Annotated in this window: 18 protein-coding genes; 7 read left to right on the top strand and 11 right to left on the bottom strand. The window is 50.4% G+C overall.

The window, feature by feature from the left end; genetic code table 11:
* The first annotated feature begins 374 nt into the window (after positions 1 to 374).
* From U2W12_RS00995 to U2W12_RS00975, 5 genes are all read left to right on the top strand, one after another.
* Positions 375 to 1,151, top strand: coding sequence for a 1-acyl-sn-glycerol-3-phosphate acyltransferase (locus U2W12_RS00995; RefSeq protein WP_326498809.1), 777 nt, complete (start codon positions 375 to 377; stop codon positions 1,149 to 1,151).
* A gap of 5 nt (positions 1,152 to 1,156) precedes the next feature.
* Entirely contained in the window at positions 1,157 to 1,405 is a 249-nt protein-coding gene (locus U2W12_RS00990; protein WP_348529885.1) for a phosphopantetheine-binding protein, read from the top strand.
* 210 nt (positions 1,406 to 1,615) lie between these two features.
* The gene (locus U2W12_RS00985) at positions 1,616 to 2,347 is read left to right on the top strand and encodes a glycosyltransferase family 2 protein (RefSeq protein WP_326498808.1); all 732 of its coding nucleotides are present in this window, start codon (positions 1,616 to 1,618) and stop codon (positions 2,345 to 2,347) included.
* Complete coding sequence (locus U2W12_RS00980; protein WP_326498807.1) at positions 2,347 to 3,285, top strand: hypothetical protein; 939 nt, start codon at positions 2,347 to 2,349, stop codon at positions 3,283 to 3,285. Before U2W12_RS00985 ends, U2W12_RS00980 begins: the two co-directional genes overlap by 1 nt.
* 30 nt (positions 3,286 to 3,315) lie before the next feature.
* Positions 3,316 to 4,086, top strand: a complete 771-nt coding sequence (locus U2W12_RS00975) for a polysaccharide deacetylase family protein (RefSeq protein WP_326498806.1) — start codon at positions 3,316 to 3,318, stop codon at positions 4,084 to 4,086.
* A 65-nt stretch (positions 4,087 to 4,151) separates the two neighbouring features.
* Here the strand turns inward: U2W12_RS00975 and U2W12_RS00970 are convergent, their stop codons facing one another.
* The 3 genes from U2W12_RS00970 to U2W12_RS00960 form a co-directional block, all read right to left on the bottom strand.
* Entirely contained in the window at positions 4,152 to 4,913 is a 762-nt protein-coding gene (locus tag U2W12_RS00970; protein WP_326498805.1) for a GGDEF domain-containing protein, read from the bottom strand.
* Between the two features lie 169 nt (positions 4,914 to 5,082).
* The gene (locus tag U2W12_RS00965) at positions 5,083 to 5,478 is read right to left on the bottom strand and encodes a septal ring lytic transglycosylase RlpA family protein (protein WP_326498804.1); all 396 of its coding nucleotides are present in this window, start codon (positions 5,476 to 5,478) and stop codon (positions 5,083 to 5,085) included.
* A gap of 538 nt (positions 5,479 to 6,016) precedes the next feature.
* Complete coding sequence (locus tag U2W12_RS00960; RefSeq protein ID WP_326498803.1) at positions 6,017 to 6,736, bottom strand: Crp/Fnr family transcriptional regulator; 720 nt, start codon at positions 6,734 to 6,736, stop codon at positions 6,017 to 6,019.
* Positions 6,737 to 7,051: 315 nt separating this feature from the next.
* On the opposite strand from U2W12_RS00960, the gene U2W12_RS00955 reads away from it, so the two are divergent.
* The gene (locus U2W12_RS00955) at positions 7,052 to 9,973 is read left to right on the top strand and encodes a chemotaxis protein CheB (RefSeq protein ID WP_326498802.1); all 2,922 of its coding nucleotides are present in this window, start codon (positions 7,052 to 7,054) and stop codon (positions 9,971 to 9,973) included.
* A complete protein-coding gene (locus tag U2W12_RS00950; protein ID WP_326498801.1) occupies positions 9,970 to 10,545 on the top strand; it encodes a PAS domain-containing protein in 576 nt (191 codons plus the stop codon). The genes U2W12_RS00955 and U2W12_RS00950 overlap by 4 nt, the downstream gene beginning before the upstream one ends.
* A 75-nt stretch (positions 10,546 to 10,620) precedes the next feature.
* Here the strand turns inward: U2W12_RS00950 and U2W12_RS00945 are convergent, their stop codons facing one another.
* The 8 genes from U2W12_RS00945 to U2W12_RS00910 form a co-directional block, all read right to left on the bottom strand.
* Positions 10,621 to 10,824 carry a DUF2934 domain-containing protein gene (locus U2W12_RS00945; protein WP_326498800.1) on the bottom strand — a complete coding sequence of 68 codons (204 nt, stop codon included), beginning with the start codon at positions 10,822 to 10,824 and terminating at the stop codon, positions 10,621 to 10,623.
* Between the two features lie 100 nt (positions 10,825 to 10,924).
* Positions 10,925 to 11,983, bottom strand: a complete 1,059-nt coding sequence (locus U2W12_RS00940) for a catalase family protein (protein WP_326498799.1) — start codon at positions 11,981 to 11,983, stop codon at positions 10,925 to 10,927.
* A 26-nt stretch (positions 11,984 to 12,009) separates the two neighbouring features.
* Complete coding sequence (locus U2W12_RS00935) at positions 12,010 to 12,276, bottom strand: hypothetical protein (RefSeq protein ID WP_326498798.1); 267 nt, start codon at positions 12,274 to 12,276, stop codon at positions 12,010 to 12,012.
* Between the two features lie 227 nt (positions 12,277 to 12,503).
* Positions 12,504 to 13,856 (bottom strand): glutathione-disulfide reductase, encoded by a 1,353-nt coding sequence (gorA, locus tag U2W12_RS00930; protein ID WP_326498797.1) that lies wholly within the window; start codon positions 13,854 to 13,856, stop codon positions 12,504 to 12,506.
* 33 nt (positions 13,857 to 13,889) lie between these two features.
* The gene (locus tag U2W12_RS00925; RefSeq protein WP_326498796.1) at positions 13,890 to 14,420 is read right to left on the bottom strand and encodes a peroxiredoxin; all 531 of its coding nucleotides are present in this window, start codon (positions 14,418 to 14,420) and stop codon (positions 13,890 to 13,892) included.
* 126 nt (positions 14,421 to 14,546) lie between these two features.
* Positions 14,547 to 14,990, bottom strand: coding sequence for a DUF2383 domain-containing protein (locus U2W12_RS00920; protein ID WP_326498795.1), 444 nt, complete (start codon positions 14,988 to 14,990; stop codon positions 14,547 to 14,549).
* Between the two features lie 53 nt (positions 14,991 to 15,043).
* Positions 15,044 to 15,565 (bottom strand): hypothetical protein, encoded by a 522-nt coding sequence (locus tag U2W12_RS00915; RefSeq protein ID WP_326498794.1) that lies wholly within the window; start codon positions 15,563 to 15,565, stop codon positions 15,044 to 15,046.
* A gap of 17 nt (positions 15,566 to 15,582) precedes the next feature.
* Positions 15,583 to 15,990, bottom strand: a complete 408-nt coding sequence (locus U2W12_RS00910) for a BON domain-containing protein (RefSeq protein ID WP_326498793.1) — start codon at positions 15,988 to 15,990, stop codon at positions 15,583 to 15,585.
* Positions 15,991 to 16,149 lie beyond the last annotated feature (159 nt).

Here is a 16,149-nt window from a genome sequence, read left to right as displayed (position 1 = left end):
GAGTATTTGCGTATTCATGACTGTATTTATCTGCAAATCGTTCTTTACGTACTTCTTCGCATTGTTCAGTGTTCATTGTCGCTCTCCTTATTTAGGATAGGAAACTCAATGGGCTCAGACGCCAATATCGAGGGGGATAGAAGATAGGAAATCCAAGCCTCCAGTCGAATCATACGAGGCTCTATCCAGCCTTGTCAAGCAACGGTTTAGGCCAAGCGCAACGTTTGCAGTATACTCGAATATATATATTTTTTGCTTTGGAAGGGGCTGCCTCGTGATGATGACGAGAATCCTTTAAAATAACTGTTTTCTATAAGGTTTTTTCTTGCTGAAGAGCGATCGTTGAATTTGTGCAATCAGAGGCATGACTGGACATGACACAAAAAATAATCCAAAAGCTAAGCTACGGCTGGCGTCTTTTTGCTACGGGTTTAAGTTTTTTCAGTTTTGGGCTGATCGGTTTGTTATTGAGGTTTCTGGTTTTTCCGGTGCTGTCCGTTTTGCCTGGCCATCGCTTGCAGCGAATAAGCCGGGGCCAGCGCGTTGTGCATTACGGCTCTTATGTGTTCATCGGGCTGATGCACAGACTCGGCCTCATGACTTATGAAATACAAGGCTTGGAGAAGCTTAACCGTCCGGGACAACTGATCATTGCCAATCATCCTACCTTGATTGATATTTTGTTTTTAATTAGCCGGATCAAACAGGCAAACTGCATTGTAAAAGCAAGCCTGTGGCGTAATCCTTTCATGCGAGGGCCTATTTTAAATGCCGGCTATATCAGTAACGGCGATCTTAAAAAAATGATAGCCGAGTGTGTAGAGTGGTTGCAGTCCGGCGGAACCATGATTATTTTTCCGGAAGGCACGCGTTCGGTGCCGGGCAAACCGTGTCGTTTTCAGCGGGGAGCCGCTACAATAGCCCTACAGGCAAACAAGATCGTAACGCCTGTCACGCTTTCCTGTTATCCCAGTACCTTAACAAAAGCTGAGCCATGGTATCAAATTCCTTGCCGACGATTTCATTTAACCATGGATGTTGGCGAGGATATTGCGCTGGATGAATTTATAACAATTAAGCCTAAATCGATTGCTGCGCGGCGCTTTAATCAGTTTTTAGAAGATTATTTTACTCAGCAGAGAGGTCTATAAATCGTATGGAAAATGAATTAAAACAATTAATTATTGATGTGCTGGCGCTGGAAGATATTAGCGTGGCCGATATTGATAGTCACGATGCGCTGTTTAAGGACGGCCTGGGTTTGGATTCCATAGATGCTCTTGAAATAGGTCTGGCTATCCGTAAAAAGTACAATGTAAAAATTGATACTGAAAAAGAGGATGTGAAGAAGATTTTTGCTTCCATTTCGACGTTAGCCGATTACATCAAATCAGTACAGGGTTAATGTGTTTATGAACAATTGTGTTCTGGCCGTTTTACCGGGCATCAGACTGATTGCAGGTTACTCCTTTAAACATTGGAGCAGCCCGCCGTTAATGCTTGGTATGGTTTATTGCGGATTTGCAATCTGGCGGATGAACTTACGCGTACTTGACCGGGATGTGACGAACAGCTCAGGAAAATGCATTTACGCAACCCAATATTGAGAGCACGCATGAAAACCTGCATCATCATCCCTGTTTATAATCATGAGCGGGCTATTCCTCGGGTTATATCCAGGATAAAAGGGCATGGCATTCCTTGCCTGCTGGTGAATGACGGCAGTTCAGCAGCATGCTCCGAGGTGCTGGAATCCTGCGCGCGGCAGGAATCAGGCTGGCTTACCCTGCTAACTCGGGCGAAAAACGGCGGCAAAGGCGCGGCTGTTATTGATGGTTTCAACGCGGCTATAGGGCTGGGATACACACATGCGCTACAAATCGACGCCGATGGGCAGCACAATATCGATGATATTCCGCGCTTTGTTGAAGCCGGCAGACTAAACCCGGACGCAATGATTTTAGGTCAACCTGTTTTTGATGAAACCGTCCCTATAAGCCGGATGTACGGGCACTCTATAACGAATCTGTGTATAGTGATAAACACATTGTCCTTGGCAATAGCCGACGGCATGTGCGGTTTTCGGCTCTATCCGCTGGCCGCCGTAGACAAGTTAATCAGCACGACACCCATAGGCCAAGGCATGAATTATGATGTGGACATCGCCGTACGCCTGCACTGGCAGGGCGTCGAGGCCATCAATCTACCGACAGCCGTACACTACCCTTACGATGGAGTGTCACATTTCAGGTTATGGCATGATAATGTCATGATTGCGACAACGCATGCCAAATTGTTTTTGGGTATGCTGATACGGATTCCGCAATTACTCTTAAGACACTGGTGATGAAAAAAACACTGCATTGGACGCAAATGGAAGAGGGCGGCGTGATCTGGGGCATGAGGCTTCTGTTGCGCATCTATCTGCTGTTTGGCCGCACGGTTCTGCAACTGTTTTTATACCCGGTCGTGATTTATTACTGGCTCATTAACCGGCAGGCCAGACAGGCCAGCCAGGCTTATCTGAACAGACTGGCGGATTTTGCGCCGACATTAAAACTGAGCGGCAGTTTCCTCTGGAGCTTCAGGCACTTTATCAGTTTTGCCAATGCCATTATTGACAAGCTCGCCGCCTGGTCCGGGGCGCTTACGCGGGCTGATGTGCAGTATCATCGCCGTAATGAAATCATAGCGCAAATCCGCAAAGGCCAGGGCGTTGTATTGCTGGGTTCGCATCTCGGTAATCTTGAAGTCTGCCGGGTGATCGCTGATTTCGACAAATCGCTACATATTAATGTGTTAATCCATAACAAACATGCCCAAAAATTTAATCGGCTGTTAAAGCAGACCAGTGACAGCAGCCAGTTAAATCTGATTCAGGTCACTGAAATTACCGCGGCGACGTCCATGTTGCTTCAGGATAAAATTGACGGGGGTGAACTCGTCATCATCGCCGCCGACAGATCGCTGCCGGGCAGCCAGCAGCATGTCACCAAGGTTAACTTTCTGGGGGGCGAAGCGTTGATGCCGCAAGGACCGTTCATCCTGGCCGGCTTGCTGAAATGTCCGATTTATACCGTGTTTTGTCTCAAACAGCAGGGCAAGCATGTGATTTATTTCGACCACTTTAGTGACATGCTGAACTTCCCCAGAAAAACGCGCGAGCAAGCCATACAGCAAATAACCCAGCGCTATGCGGAACGTTTGCAGACTTACTGTTTAAAAGAGCCGCTACAATGGTTCAACTTTTTCGATTTTTGGCGTGTTTCGCAGGATGATGAATAACAAAAATACCACCCACTTCATTGATTTCCTGTGACATTTATATCGATCCGCAACAGTTTCTTCATCGCGATCAGCATTATGGGTTTGTTGACTGCGTTTTTTGGAATCAGTCCAGAGTGGCTGGGAGTGCCGGTCATCGTTTATCTGGCATTAGTCACTTATGGTTCGGTAATCATTCACTCCAACTTTCACGTTCAAGCCCATTGTCATGCGAATACTTCAGACAAAGTCATTGCCCTGTCGTTTGACGATGGCCCAAACCGTGAATACACCCCACGGGTGCTCTCGATATTGGCTCAGTACGGTGCGTCGGCAACTTTTTTTGTGATCGGAAAAAACATTCAGGGTAATGAAGCCCTTTTGAAACAGATAGAATCAGACGGACACAGTATTGGAAACCACAGCTATACGCATTCGTTTTTTATGGATTTTAATAGCTTGCAAGGCTTTAAGGATGAGCTAAACCAGACCGCAGAGCGTGTCTTCAACATCATAGGCAAACGGATGAAATTATTCAGGCCGCCCTATGGCGTTACCACACCCAAACTTGCGAGAGCCTCAAAGGAGTTGAATTACAGCACCATCGGCTGGAGCATCCGCTCGTTCGATACAACGGCCGCCTCTGCGCAATTCATCACCCGGCGCGTACAAACGCAAATAAAACCGGGCGCTATTATTCTGTTTCACGATCGTTCGGAGAAAACCCTCCAGGTGTTAAAACAAACGCTTAATTTTGCGCAAGAAAATGGCTATAAAATCGTCAGTATAGAGCAGCTTTTGCAGATCAAAGCCTATGAATAACTGAGCAGGATGCTGTAGCCACGAGACGCCCTCGCGGTGAGTTTATCTTGGTTTTGAATGGCAGGTTAAAGTGACCTGTTCGGCAGGACACTGTTCATCTTGGCTTGGTACATAGCCTTATCGGCCTGTTTGATCAAATCACTACCCTTTTGTCCGCCGGTCCGGTAGACCGCGACGCCAATACTTGCGGTTATCGCAATGACATAGCCGTCCACCACATAAGATGCGGCCAGGTGGGCGCGAATTTTCTCCGTCACCACGGCGGCACTTTCCTGTCCATTGATTTCCGGCAGCAGAATCACGAATTCGTCGCCCCCATAGCGGCAGGCTGTGTCGCCATAACGGATACAGGCGGCTAGTCGCTCTGCCACCAGTTGTAAGAGTTTGTCCCCCGCCGCATGTCCGAGCCTGTCATTGATGCTTTTGAATCGGTCAAGATCGATGAATAGCAACGCCACTTGCTTTTGTTGGCGAGCGGACTGAGCCATCGCCTGCCTAAGCCGATCCATCAGCAAGCTGCGATTGGGCAGTCCGGTAAGCTCGTCGTGATGCGCGAAGTGACGCGCTTCTGCGCACTTTTTCGCTAACCGTATCAATCGCTGCCTGAGAAAGGCATTGGTTTCCGCCAGCGTTTGAATCTGTTGTTGCGCCGCTTTCAACTGCTGTTGTCTCGCCACGAGTGCTCGCTTGAGTTCCGTCTGCGCAGAAAAAGGGTCCTGCAAGTGCGTAATGGTTGGACTCTCTTGATGGGGGACATTGGGGAACTGGGTGTTGGTGTTCTCCGCTACGGCCGTATCAGCCATACCATATAAGGCCATTTTCTTCATTTTATGATCTCCCTAGGTTGATCCGAAGCGACTGCTGTTTTTATCCAGCATCGATTCTCTCAAAAGAATGAAAAATACAGAATAAGGCGGGATCGCTTCGTGCGGCAGCGTATGTAGTGGAAAAATGATGCCGGGCTGAAGTCAATTCGAATAAATCCATTTTTGATATCTATTTTTTCTTTCGGGTGGGTTTAGTCTCAATCTTGACCTGTGCTGTGCCGTCCTCTTTCATATCCAGTTTTTTTGCTGCTGCGCCGGAGAGATCGATGGCTCGATCCTCGGCATAGGGCCCACGGTCATTGATCCTCACCACGACCTTCTTGCCATTCTCAAGGTTGGTCACTGTGGCCTTGGTTCCCATCGGCAAACTCGGATGAGCGGCCGTCATCTCCTTTTGGTTAAAGGCCTCTCCATTCGCGGTTTCCTGGCCTTGAAATCCGGGGCCATACCAAGAAGCCTCACCGACTTCCTTATGAACAGGTTTGGCGGAGGACCTCTTTTCCGCTTGTTCGCTCGAATCTTTGGAAGTACAGGCTGAACAAGCCAAGGCGCCGACCAGGATCATTAGCGATACTCCTGAAAGCCGATTAAGTCGAGATTTACCGTCGCTGGTGGCTATCATCGTGGCTTTCGAAGACAAGCGACCCGCTCCGGAACTCGACCGGGTTTTCTCGTTGTCGTGTTGAATTATCTTATATGACATATTCTCACCTATCGGAAAAGTTCAGGCGGCATGGACTTATGGGACGGAAATTCCGTGTATCACTTGGGACCACCCAGGTATTGATGAGGGAGTACATAGCGAAGCTCACCGTAGGGAAGTCAACGAGCGAACTACTCGAGCACTCGCCCCCTAATCTTGTGCCAAGGATACCGCAGATGCTTTACGCAGTCTGTACGTTAGCGCACGCACACTCGGCTGACCGTGAAAGCCGGACTCGACACTGCGTCGGCGAGCCTAGCCGTGTGCATTCCACATGATTGGCACCCTGAAACGAGAAACTTGTTGTCCATAACCGGGCTCACTCGCCATACCCTTTCTAGAAAGTGGTGAGAGTCGAAGTGTTTGCTTCGCGACATTCATGGCGCTCAAATGCGCGATATCAAATGGCCTCACCGCTAGGCAGGAGGCGATCAAATTCGGTTTTGACCACTTGGTAGCACTCGCAGACCCGGGCTTCCAATCCAGGACGATCCAGCACCGTGATATGGCCGCGGCGGTATTCAATCAATCTTGCTTGCTGCAATTTTCCTGCGGCCTCCGTGACGCCTTCGCGGCGCACGCCCAACATATTGGCGATCAATTCCTGGGTCATCGTCAGCTCGTTAGACGAAAGCCGGTCGAGGCTGAGCAACAGCCAACGGCACAGTTGCTGGTCCACCGAATGATGGCGATTGCAGACCGCAGTCTGCGCCATCTGGGTAATTAGCGCCTGGGTATAGCGCAGCAGCAAATGGTGCAGCGGACCATAAAGATTGAATTCCTGCAATAATAGATGCCCCCGCAGACGATAGGCGTAGCCTTCGCTCTGCACGACGGCCCGGTTCGGCATGGTTCCGCCGCCCATGAAGAGCGCGACGCCGATGATGCCTTCGTTGCCGACCACGGCAATTTCGGCCGATGCGCCATTCTCCATCACATAAAGCAGCGAAACGATGCAATTCGTGGGGAAATAGGCATAACGCAACTCGTCTCCCGATTCGTAAAGCACATCACCGAGCGGCATCGGAACACATTCCAGATGGGGAAAAAGACGCGCTAATACCTTTTTGGGCAAGGCGTTGAGAAGATGGTTTTGTAGCGGATTATGGAGGGTGGTCATCAGCAACATGGAAGTTGTAAGACGGCAAAAATTTTGCCATGGATTGTTCGCTTTTATAGCATAGAGACGCTCCTGATGCGAAGATCATTTGGGGTGGAGCCGCCGAGATTTGTCAAAATCCTGATCGGCGCCCGCAAGAGGTGGCGACAGACCGAAGGTTCGTAAATCCCCAACTGCGGAACTTCAAACCAAGTTTACAAATTCGGAAAGGGGGGGAGTATAATGAATAATCTGTTCGGTTTATTCTATAAAGAAGCCATTCTGAAAGTAAATTACGATCCTCGACAAGTCATTTCTTAACACCGTTTTTCTTTCATGGCCTTTGAAAACACAGCTGTTGCTTTCCCCGTCGTTGGTCTTGGCGCTTCCGCCGGCGGTTTAGAAGCCCTGGAAAACTTCTTCCGCCACGTTCCCACACACTGCGAGATGGCCTTCGTGCTGGTGCAGCATCTCGATCCAAACCACGACAGCCAGCTCACTGAAATCCTGCAGCGCACCACGACCATGCCCGTAGTCGAGGCCACAGACCAGCAGCAGGTTGAACCCAACTGCGTGTATGTGATCCCACCCAACCGTGACATGGTGATTTTCCACGGAAAATTGCATCTGAGCGTGCCGAATGAGCCGCGTGGACAGCGTTTACCCATTGATACATTTCTGCGGTCGCTGGCTGAAGATCAACAAGAAAAAGCCATCGGTATCGTGCTGTCCGGCACGGGAACGGATGGGACGCAAGGGTTGCGCGCCATCCTCGGTGCCGGCGGCGTGACGTTGGTACAGGAGCCGTCCACCGCCAAATATGACGGTATGCCTTCCAGCGCCATTCAGGCGGGTTACGCCTCCCAGGTTCTGCCGGTTGACAAAATGCCGGAAGCGCTGCAATTCGGCACCCGCCAATTGGCCCTTCACGAACAAATACACAATGACCTCATAGGTGCAAGCGGGATCAGCCGCATCTTGCTGCAATTGCGCACCCTGACGGGGCACGATTTCTCGCTCTACAAAAAAAGCACGATCGTTCGCCGTATCGAACGCCGCATGTCGCAGCAGTCTATCGAAGATACCGATGTCTATATTCGTTATCTCAAGGAGAACCCGTCCGAGGTACACGCGCTATTCAAGGAACTGCTGATCAATGTGACCAGCTTTTTTCGGGATCCGGATGCATTTTACGCTTTAAAACACGATATCTTGCCGGAGTTGTGTAAAGATAAATCGGAACACACCCTGTTTCGCGCCTGGGTTGCCGGCTGCGCCACCGGCGAGGAAGCCTACTCCATCGCAATGCTGCTGAAAGAACTGATGGAGCAGAATCACCATCAATTCAAGGTGCAAATCTACAGCACCGACCTGGATGCCGAGGCCATCGCCATCGCCCGCGCCGGTTGTTATCCAGCCAATATCACTCAGGATGTCACCCCGGAACGGCTGCAGCGATTTTTTGCCAAAGAAGATGCCGGCTATCGGATAAAGAAGGAAATCCGTGAAATGGTGGTCTTCGCTATCCAAAATGTGATTAAAGACCCGCCTTTCACCAAACTCGATCTGCTCAGTTGCCGCAACTTGATGATTTATCTGGGGCCGGAATTGCAGAACCGATTGATTCCAGCCTTTCATTACGCACTGAAGCCCGGTGGCGTCTTGTTTCTTTCGCCCTCGGAGAGCATCGGCAACCATACGGATCTTTTCTCTCCGCTCAGCCGCAAGTGGAAATTCTATCGGGCCACCTATTCGGCCACTCCCGCGCGCGCGGTGATGGCGAGCGTTTTGTCCTGGGCGGCGGGAACAGGTGAAAGAGCACCCGAGGAAGCCACGATCAAACCCAAGGAAACCAACTTTTCCGACCTCACCCGTCGGGTGCTGGTGCAATGCTTTGCACCTGCCTCGGTCGTTACCGACCTCAAAGGCGATATGCTTTACGTGCATGGCGACACCGGTAAATATTTGCGCCCGGCGCCTGGACAGGCCAGCCTCAATGTCATTGAAATGGCGCGCGAGGGCCTGGAACTGGAGCTTCGTGCCGCCATTCGCGCGGCAGCCAATGACGGAACGCCGACGCTGAACCGGGAAGTGCTGGTTAAAACCAATGGCGGCTTTACGACAGTCGGTCTTAGCGTGCGCCCGCTTGCCGGCTATGAGAGCGGTCAGAATCTGCTGTTGGTGAGTTTCCAGGAGATTGCCGGCCCCAAAGCCGTAAAGCCGGGCCGAAAACGTGTCGCCAAGCCGGCAGAACTGGGACGTATCGAAGAATTGGAGCGCGATCTTGCCTATTTGAAGGAAAATTATCAAGCCACCCTGGAGGCGCAACAAGCTTCCAATGAGGAACTAAAGTCGACTAACGAAGAAATGCAATCCACCAATGAAGAGCTTCAGTCGACTAACGAAGAACTGGAAACCTCCAAAGAGGAACTGCAATCGGTCAATGAAGAACTGATCACCGTCAATTCGGAACTACAGACCAAAATCGAGCAACTGGCCGGCATGCAGAATGACATGAAGAATCTGCTCGATAATACCCATATCGGCACCGTGTTCCTCGACGAGCAGTTGATCATTCGTCGCTTTACGCGCGAGGCAACGACGCTTTATCGGCTAGTGTCCTCGGACGTAGGCCGACCCTTAAGCGACATCAAGTCCAATTTCGAAGGCGAAGCGCTATTGCGCCAAGCCCAGTCCGTGCTCGAAAGGCTAATCCCGTTTGAGCAGGAGGTGCAAACCCATAGCGGAACCTGGTATCTTGTCCGCATTCAGCCCTACCGCACCCTGGATAACGTGATCGAAGGCGTCGTATTGACTTTCACCGACATCAGCAAGCGTGTCGAGGCAGAAACCGCCGTGCGCTTGGCGCGTGATTTGGCCGAAAGCGTCGTCGATACGATAGATGAACCGCTCTTGGTCATGGATGGAGATTTTAAGGTGATTTCCGCCAATCGTTCCTTTTACCAGTATTTTCAAGTCGCTGCCGCAGATACGGTGGGACGGAAAATTTATGCTCTAGGCAACAGCCAATGGAATATTCCGGCCTTGCGGGAGTTACTGGAAATCATTTTGCCGCGCGACCAAGCCGTTGAGGGGTTTGTGGTGGAACATGACTTTCCTGCTATCGGGCGCCAGAAGATACAAGTGAATGCTCGCCGCATTGTCGGCAAGTCCAGTGAATTGTCGTTGATTCTACTGACGACGAAAGATATCGGCGATCAGCCTACCAAGCCTACTACCAAGGAGAAAACTGCATGAACCAAGAATGGGATGGAATTGAGCGGCGCAAGTCGTTAAGAGCAGCGGCCGAAGCCATGGTGGGTAGTTTATCCCCCAATCATTTGGCAGCCCAGCCTACTGAAATCCTGCTGCATGAACTTCTCGTACATAAAGTCGAGCTGGAAATGCAGAACGAAGAGCTGCGAAGGGCTCATGCCGCAATGGAAGAAGCCCGGGATCACTATGCGGATCTTTATGAATTTGCCCCGGTCGCCTACATCACCATCAACCGTCACGGTATGATCAGCGAAATCAACCTGACCGGTGCCGCATTGCTGGGTGTCGATCGCGCAAAACTGATCCATCAGCGTTTCTCGACGTTTGTCTCTGACCCGGATAAAGATCGTTGGTATCGCCTTTTCTTGAACATGATGGAAAACCCCAAAGGTGGGCAGCAAAAGTTCGGACTGGAGATGAAACGTGCCGATGGAATGCTGTTTTATGGCCATCTCGACTGCCTGCGCAAAGAAACAGCGAATGCACCTCAGGTGTTGCGAGTCGCGCTAACCGATATTACCCAACAAAAGGCGGAGTCCGAGCAGGTTGGTTAACGGGCGTTTGCGTTTGATCTTCCCCCGATTTTACGGACACCCGGCTAAAGTCACACGGTTGGCATTCAATCGAACCTATTCCTCTTTCGACGCCAATTCCTGTTCAGCTTCAAGCCAATCTTCCAGGTCACGACCCGGTTCGAACCCTCTTTTTTCCGCCTTGTAATAAGCAAGTTCGGAAATCCTGGCCGTCTTATCCGACGGATCGAGCACGATGCCGGATTCATCAGAAGTCAGATTTTCAGTGTTTTGATGCACATTGGGGGTGGTAGGTTTCATGATGTTCTCCTGTAAATATTCGTTCGCTAAAATTCAAGACAAGTCCCACACGGCTAATCAATCCATCATTTTTGATGAGTTTCAAATCGGGGAATTAAATTCAAAACGCGCCTCGGGGTTCACTGCGCTTGTCGCCGTTAAGTTCATGGCGAAGACGGGAAATCGTCTCGTAGACGGTCTTACGCACACGGTTGATTCCGCCTAGAGGTTGATGCGCGGGGAGCGCATGCCAGGGCGTGAAAGAAAGGTTTTCGCAAAACGCCGACTGTTCGGGCGAGTCGAATGCCTGAGTTGGGATTGTGATCCGCGCGACAGGAATAAAGGGTGAGTCTTTTTCGCTCCATTCAATCGTGGGATCCTCGATGGGCATTTCCGACGGACGGCTTTGTCGCTGAATCATGAAGTCAAAGCAGGCTTGGCCTTGGGCAAGCTGCTTCTGCATATTTTCGCGCAGGAAATTCGGTGAAGCGTTTTCGACGAACGGCGATGCGGCGCCGCAGGGGCGAGCAGAGAATTTCATCGCGGTATTGCCGAGAAGATAAGGCGTCGTACTCCAATATCGGGAGTTCAGTGGATTGACAGCCTTTGTGCTTCGGATCGCGTTGGCGATGCCAAATTCATGCAAACGAAAATTAAACGGATTTAAGCCAGGGAAAAAAAATTTGACGGAATTGCCTTCCGAAAGCGCCTGCTGAAATTCAACGTAGTCCGCTGCGTTCCGAACCAGGAACACGGGGTGGTTAATCATCAAAAAATCCTGGGTGCCGGACGTGCTGTGCTCGACTCCGATCAGCTTGATCGCCATCCCGCGGGCGTCGCCGACCGAGTCGTCCTGCACTTTTCCGGAAGCGTTGGAGTAGCGAATCCAAGCCGGATAGGTGCGGGCCTCCGCGAAGATCCCAACCCGAAGATCCTCCGGCACCTGTTTTGGGGTGACGCTAAATTCTGCTCGCACACAACCGTGAGCTTTGGCATGCGCGTCTCTGTGCGCCGACGAACCGTTACCCGCTTCCACCCGCACGCTCTTCTCGATCATCGATACGATCTGTTGGGTCGCCGCCGCCTCTGTCGGAGGGATTTCCTCGTGACCGGCTGCCCAAACCGAAGAGGCTGACAACAGAACCAGGCACAAAGGAAGGTTTTGGTTCCCTATTTTCATGGGTTTCCGACCTCTTCTGGATCAATTTATTTAGCCGGCTCCGCGGGTGGCGCAACGATCACTGTAGTGCCTTCACCGGATTTGCCGGTTTCACCCTGCGCGCCTGTCGTACCTTTGGCGCCCGTGTCACCCTGGTTGCCTACGTCGCCGGTTGCGCCCGCAGGTCCCGCGGGGCCGGGGGCACCCGCAGGCGCGGGAGGAACGTTGACCACGGTTTTGGAGGGTTCTCGATTGTCACAAGCGGTAAGGCTTAGCGCGGCAATCAGTGCAGTTATGATGATTGAATGGTTCATAAGAAATCCTTTGGCAATGAAAAATTGTGGTGCGGATGCTTTCGAGACGCCCGCTGGTAAACCCGGCCAACTTGCAAAGTCACGCTCGGAGCCTGAAGGGTAGGCGTTTTTCAGTCAAAGTTCAGTGCGCTAACGTACACAGGAGACAAATTTCGCTGCGTTGATACGCATTTGTGGTATTCATGTTGTTCCAGTTTGCCATCTTTATCTGCGCCTATCTTCTTCACTTAATGCAGGGCGTCACGCAGAGTAACAAACTCTTCGGCAGCGGTAGGGTGTATGCCGACCGTCGAGTCAAAGACTGCTTTGGTCGCACCGGCTCGAATGGCGACCGCCATGCCCTGGATAATTTCAGGCGCATCGGTCCCTACCATGTGTATACCGACAACCCGACCCGTGCTGCGCACCACGATCATTTTTATCAGGGTTTTTTCATCCATTCCGGAAAGGGTATTTTTCATTGGGGTGAAACGGGTTTTGTAAATGTCGATGTCCGGGAATTTTTCGCGCGCCTGTGTTTCGGTTAGGCCTACCGTACCAATTGCGGGCTGGCTGAAAACCGCAGTGGGAATCGTGTCATAATCCACCGGTTTCGGTTGCTTGACATATAACTTGTTCACCAGCGCCATCCCCTCCGCTATGGCGACCGGCGTCAGGTTGAACCGGTTGGTCACATCACCCAGTGCATAAATGGAGGGTACATTGGTTTGATAGTCACCATTGACCTTAATGGCACCTTCGCTGTCCAGTTCCACGCCCAGCGTCTCTAAGCCAAATCCGGTTGAATTCGGTGTTCTGCCGGTGGCATACATCACTAGATCCGTGCTCGCTTTGCTGCCATCAATAAGCCGGACTGAAAATGAGTCGCCTGAACGTTCTATCGCCTCAATATCGGTATTGAGAAGAATATTGATACCTTTTTTGGTCATTTCATGGACTAGAAAATCACGTATATCCTCATCAAAACCTCTCAGCAGTTTGTGTCCACGATGACAAATGGTAACCTTGACTCCAAGGCCATGAAGAATGCAGGCAAATTCCACCGCGATGTAGCCGCCACCGACGATAATGATACGTTTGGGCAATTGTTCGAGGAAAAACATGTCATTCGATGTGACGATATGTTGTTTACCAGGTATATCAGGAACAAACGGCCAGCCGCCGGTTGCAATCAGAATGCGTTCGGCGCTGTAATTTTTGCCATCCGCAGCGACAGTGTGCGCATCGAACACAGTTGCCCTGCCCTTGATAAGACTGGCACCCGATTTTTGCAGCAAGGCGTGATAGACAGCATGTAGCCGCTCAATCTCCTGATTTTTATTGGCGATCAAACTTGACCAGTTAAATTGTGATTTTCCGACCGTCCAGCCAAAACCCGCTGCCGCATCGAATTGTTCTTGGAATTGTGAGGCATAAACCAACAGTTTTTTGGGCACACAACCCACATTGACACATGTGCCGCCTAAATATCGCTCTTCAGCGATGGCGACTCTGACACCACGATCCGATGCCATGCGTGCCGCCCGCACACCGCCTGATCCGGCGCCAATTACAAACAAATCAAAATCGTAGCGAGCCATTGACGCGTCTCGTAAAAGTAAAAGGAATTCAGGCTATGCTCGATTTCGTTTTAAATAATCGAGTAGAGTATCCGCATCGCTAACCGTAAAGGGGTCATCCGGGCAATTGTCAACCTGGCCGGGTTCGCTGAATAATTTGAGAATTTTTTTATCCTCGACAACCATTGAATAGCGCCATGAACGATTGCCGAATCCAACGTTCTCTTTTTTTACCAGCATGCCCATGGCCCGGGTAAAATCGCCATTGCCATCGGGCAACATTTTTACGTGCTTGATGTCCAGATGCTTGCCCCATTGATACATCACAAAGGCATCATTAACACTCACGCAATACACTTCATCAATACCCTGATCAATAAGTTCCCGATATTTGGCGTCAAATCCAGGTAAATGTTTGCTTGAGCAAGTCGGCGTATAGGCACCCGGGAGTGCCAATATCACAATTTTTTTTCCTTTAAAAACGTCATTGGTGCTGACATCCTGCCAGCGAAACGGGTTTTCGCCGCCGACACTTTCGTCGCGGACGCGTGTTTTAAAAATGACATCAGGTACCGTTGAAGGCATGTTAAAACTCCTTGGTTTATTAGTAACGATTTTTTTTTGGGGGATTTAATAAAGCCGGCGCGAACCTCTATCCGGTCCATGCCGACATCACTTTAAAACTTCAGACTTAGGGTTGGGTTTGAAGGCCTAAGCTGTGTCTGCTTCCAACAGCCGATCCAACGTGCGAATATGGGCTTGTTGGGCAGGCAGCAGTTTCGTTTCGATCAAGGAACGAATGTCCGAAGTCAGTTCAGCATCCCGCAGCGCTTCCTCATAGGCTTCCGCGCCGCTTTTTTCGCCTCCCTGCAACGCCATTAATGCCGCTTTTTTACCCAGCAAATTGGCGCCTCCCTGAACGAATTTCGCCCACGTACCCCAGCTTCCCGAGTCTTCAGAAGGCGTTCCTCCTAGTCGGTTGATCAGCGACTGTAAACTGGAAACCGCATCTTTATGCGCCTCATGAAGTTGAGTGATAGACTTCGATCCGCCCAGTTCGGCATCGTCCCGAAGTTTATCCAACGCCTGTTGATAGGTTTCGGTGGCGGATAATTCATCTTTCAGCAATTTGTTCAATGTATCTATGTTATGCATAATAAAATTCCTCTGTGATAAGTGATTGAATACGTGGCATTGATTACCAATGCTTACGTCGCTATGGACGATTCCTCAGTCGAGGAAATATCCTCCGCATGAGCCCGCTCGAAGATTTCTTTCGCTTTATCGATCGCTTCGCTGCTTGCCGTATGGACAGAAATCAATGCGCTTCCTCCCTTGATTTTTCCTTCATAGCGTTTGGCTTCATACTCCGGAATACCCAGCCCTATTAACGCACCCGTCAAACCGCCTGTGGCGGCGCCGACTGCCGCACCGCTCAAGGCGCCCATAATGGGTCCGGCGGCGATGAACGCGCCGACTCCGGGAATAGCCAGACTGCCGATCCCGGCCAGCAATCCGAGCACGGCGCCGGTGCCTAAACCAACTGCCCCGCCAATCGCAGCCCCTTCCGGCGCTTTGGTGTGCTTTTCATAAGCAAAATCCTTGGTAGAGGATTTGTCGGGAAGGAGCACGGATATATCATTGTTGGAAAAACCAGCCGTTTTAAGGTTAGTCACAATTTCCTCTGTCTGATCGATGCTTTGGGCGATACAAAAAACTGCTTTACTCATGACATTCTCCCAGGCCGTTATGGCGCTATATTTTCAAGTTGATTATCTACCTGCACGACACCGGGGGTTTCCTTGGCGATTTGTTGCAGTTTTGTGCTTTCGGCTTCAGTCGCAACAGGTCCGCGCAAAGTCACCTTCCCGTTACGGGTAATGATTTTTACATTCTGCGCATTAACTGATAGAGACTTATCTCTAACCACGGCTTGACGTATTTCAGCCGTGATTTTGATGTCACTTGCGGATTCCTTTTGATCTTCCGGGGTTAATGTCGCATCGTTCTGGTCGCGAACATTGCTCTTGGTATTTTCCAATGACGAGTCGGCCGCCAAATAGAGGGGTGCACCCTGTTCGGCTCTAACAGGGCCGGTCATCATGAGTAAACCGCCTGTTAAAGTGAACATAACTAACATTAGTCTGTTAGGCATAGTAATCTCCTTCATATTGAATGTTTCTTTTCCAAAATAATTAGAGCCTGCTCAGTAAATACAACCCATTGATTATGAATATTTCTTTGGCGATATTTGCTATAATTAATGCACAAATAATAGGTCTTTATCCTCAAAAACCGTGCAGCGATGATTCGA

Source organism: Methylomicrobium sp. Wu6 (assembly GCF_035916875.1).
Classification (GTDB): Bacteria; Pseudomonadota; Gammaproteobacteria; order Methylococcales; family Methylomonadaceae; genus Methylomicrobium.
The sequence above is the reverse complement of the archived record's forward strand: the minus strand, read 5'-3'. Positions and strand labels throughout refer to the sequence as shown.

Bases quoted from the DNA above. Each gene is read 5' to 3' on its own strand.
- U2W12_RS00970 (WP_326498805.1), bottom strand. From the start codon at position 4,913: ATGAAGAAAATGGCCTTATATGGTATGGCTGATACGGCCGTAGCGGAG.
- U2W12_RS00925 (WP_326498796.1), bottom strand. From the start codon at position 14,420: ATGCCTTCAACGGTACCTGATGTCATTTTTAAAACACGCGTCCGCGAC.
- U2W12_RS00915 (WP_326498794.1), bottom strand. From the start codon at position 15,565: ATGAGTAAAGCAGTTTTTTGTATCGCCCAAAGCATCGATCAGACAGAG.
- U2W12_RS00940 (WP_326498799.1), bottom strand. From the start codon at position 11,983: ATGAAAATAGGGAACCAAAACCTTCCTTTGTGCCTGGTTCTGTTGTCA.
- U2W12_RS00985 (WP_326498808.1), top strand. From the start codon at position 1,616: ATGAAAACCTGCATCATCATCCCTGTTTATAATCATGAGCGGGCTATT.
- gorA (WP_326498797.1), bottom strand. From the start codon at position 13,856: ATGGCTCGCTACGATTTTGATTTGTTTGTAATTGGCGCCGGATCAGGC.
- U2W12_RS00995 (WP_326498809.1), top strand. From the start codon at position 375: ATGACACAAAAAATAATCCAAAAGCTAAGCTACGGCTGGCGTCTTTTT.
- U2W12_RS00980 (WP_326498807.1), top strand. From the start codon at position 2,347: ATGAAAAAAACACTGCATTGGACGCAAATGGAAGAGGGCGGCGTGATC.
- U2W12_RS00950 (WP_326498801.1), top strand. From the start codon at position 9,970: ATGAACCAAGAATGGGATGGAATTGAGCGGCGCAAGTCGTTAAGAGCA.
- U2W12_RS00990 (WP_348529885.1), top strand. From the start codon at position 1,157: ATGGAAAATGAATTAAAACAATTAATTATTGATGTGCTGGCGCTGGAA.
- U2W12_RS00955 (WP_326498802.1), top strand. From the start codon at position 7,052: ATGGCCTTTGAAAACACAGCTGTTGCTTTCCCCGTCGTTGGTCTTGGC.
- U2W12_RS00920 (WP_326498795.1), bottom strand. From the start codon at position 14,990: ATGCATAACATAGATACATTGAACAAATTGCTGAAAGATGAATTATCC.
- U2W12_RS00965 (WP_326498804.1), bottom strand. From the start codon at position 5,478: ATGATCCTGGTCGGCGCCTTGGCTTGTTCAGCCTGTACTTCCAAAGAT.
- U2W12_RS00960 (WP_326498803.1), bottom strand. From the start codon at position 6,736: ATGACCACCCTCCATAATCCGCTACAAAACCATCTTCTCAACGCCTTG.
- U2W12_RS00935 (WP_326498798.1), bottom strand. From the start codon at position 12,276: ATGAACCATTCAATCATCATAACTGCACTGATTGCCGCGCTAAGCCTT.
- U2W12_RS00945 (WP_326498800.1), bottom strand. From the start codon at position 10,824: ATGAAACCTACCACCCCCAATGTGCATCAAAACACTGAAAATCTGACT.
- U2W12_RS00910 (WP_326498793.1), bottom strand. From the start codon at position 15,990: ATGCCTAACAGACTAATGTTAGTTATGTTCACTTTAACAGGCGGTTTA.